Below are 1698 nucleotides of genomic sequence, written 5' to 3'. Positions count from 1 at the left end.
TTTGTAATGTCCACACTCAGGACATACTCTATGAGGTAACTTTGGCTCGTGACACTGTGGGCATTTTACAAACCCTGGTGCAGTGTATTTAGAGTTAGCAGCTCTTCTCATATTTCTTTTTGATTTTCCAGTTTTTCGCTTTGGTACTGCCATGCTTAACACCTCCTTAATCTTGTTCTAACAATTCCTTCAGCTTGGCTAATCTTGGGTCCAAATACTCCTCTTTTGATTCCTGAATTTCGCAATCACAGGAGTGGCCTTCAATTTTTTCTCCACAGTTGGAGCAAAGCACGTTGAATTTCAACTGGCAGACGATGAGATGAGCATTATCCGATATCGTCACCTAATAAAACGTACGTACCAGTTCGTTCATTATGTTGTAAATCGAAATCATCAATAAGATATAGGTGAGAAGATAATTGCTCTACTTTTTTCATCTTTATCACTCCTTATATACGGTATGTAACTATTATACGTTAAAAATACAAAAAGGCAGAAAACGAAAGCCTCGTTTTCTGCCTTTTTGTATTGTAATTATTGCTTTTGTTGTTTATTGATAGACATAACGAACAGCCCAACAATGCCGCCAACTAATGGAAGCATAATTTCTCCTGCTAAATTAAAGTAGGAGCTTAAAAATAAACCATTTACATCGATTACCCAGCCAATCACATACAATAACATCATATATAGTACGAAATAAAACTCGCGATTTGAAATCGTTTCATGTTGTGCAGTTTTCATATCGAACACCATCCTTTTCTATAATAATAGAATATAAACTGTCACATTTTGTTCACAATTTAATTGTAAAACTTTACATCTTAAAAGTCTAGTAGTTTGTGTCGAATTTTCGAACAAAAGTAAAGCGCTATCATTTCTGGTTGTAAGTACGTAATAAGAGCTGTATATTCACGAATGTAGTATAGTATAAACATAGAATGATAGTGAAGAGAGGGGCATAAACAATGACAGTTTATGATTTTTCAGCTAAAACAATTACAGGAGAAGATAAATCGTTAAAAGATTACGAAGGAAAAGCGCTTCTTATTGTAAATGTAGCTAGCAAATGTGGTTTTACACCGCAATATAAAGGATTACAAGAAGTATATGATAAATATAAAGAACAAGGGCTAGAAATACTCGGTTTCCCTTGTAACCAATTCGGAGGACAAGAACCAGGTACAGAAGCAGACATTACAAGCTTTTGTGAATTAAACTACGGTGTAAACTTCCCGATGTTTGCAAAGATTGATGTGAAAGGTGATAAAGCTCATCCTCTGTATACATACATGACAGAACAAGCACCAGGTTTACTAGGTATGAAAGCAGTGAAATGGAACTTTACTAAGTTTTTAATTGGAAAAGACGGGAAAGTAGTAGCGCGTTTTGCGCCGCAAACGAAGCCGGTTGATTTAGAGGTTGAGATTGAGAAGGTACTTGGGGAATAACTAGGAGTTTCACTTTATTAAAAAATGCCTCAAAGAACTATTTTGTTCTTTGAGGCATTTTATTTACATTCACATTGTCAACATTAAATCGCTGAATGGAAGTCATTTGATTTAGGCGGAGAAGCTGCTTTTTTCATAAGCACTTCCCATAAGTGTACGGATTTTTTCCATTCTGTTGCAGCTTGTCCTTTTTGATATATAGCACTCTCATAACTGAAAGTAAGTTGTTGCATATCATTCGAGTTGT

3 protein-coding genes are annotated in these 1698 nt (G+C 35.3%); 1 reads left to right on the top strand and 2 read right to left on the bottom strand.

Translation table 11 applies throughout. The annotated features are described in order from the left end of the window. Window positions 1-153 (bottom strand): 50S ribosomal protein L32 (gene rpmF / locus RCF13_RS09035; RefSeq protein WP_308141081.1); only part of this gene is annotated, 153 nt, incomplete at its 3' end. Between the two features lie 381 nt (window positions 154-534). Beyond that, window positions 535-744: a DUF3925 domain-containing protein gene (locus RCF13_RS09030; protein WP_000844977.1), complete on the bottom strand. Its 210-nt coding sequence runs from the start codon at window positions 742-744 to the stop codon at window positions 535-537. 224 nt (window positions 745-968) lie between these two features. On the opposite strand from RCF13_RS09030, the gene bsaA reads away from it, so the two are divergent. Then, window positions 969-1451: a glutathione peroxidase gene (gene bsaA / locus RCF13_RS09025; protein WP_000219428.1), complete on the top strand. Its 483-nt coding sequence runs from the start codon at window positions 969-971 to the stop codon at window positions 1449-1451. The last annotated feature ends 247 nt before the right edge of the window (window positions 1452-1698 follow it).

It is taken from the genome of Stenotrophomonas maltophilia group sp. RNC7 (assembly GCF_030910085.1).
Lineage (GTDB): Bacteria > Pseudomonadota > Gammaproteobacteria > Xanthomonadales > Xanthomonadaceae > Stenotrophomonas > Stenotrophomonas sepilia.
Note: the sequence above shows the minus strand (reverse complement) of the source record. Positions and strands in the feature narration are given on the sequence as shown.

Bases quoted from the DNA above. Each gene is read 5' to 3' on its own strand.
- RCF13_RS09030 (WP_000844977.1), bottom strand. From the start codon at position 744: ATGAAAACTGCACAACATGAAACGATTTCAAATCGCGAGTTTTATTTC.
- bsaA (WP_000219428.1), top strand. From the start codon at position 969: ATGACAGTTTATGATTTTTCAGCTAAAACAATTACAGGAGAAGATAAA.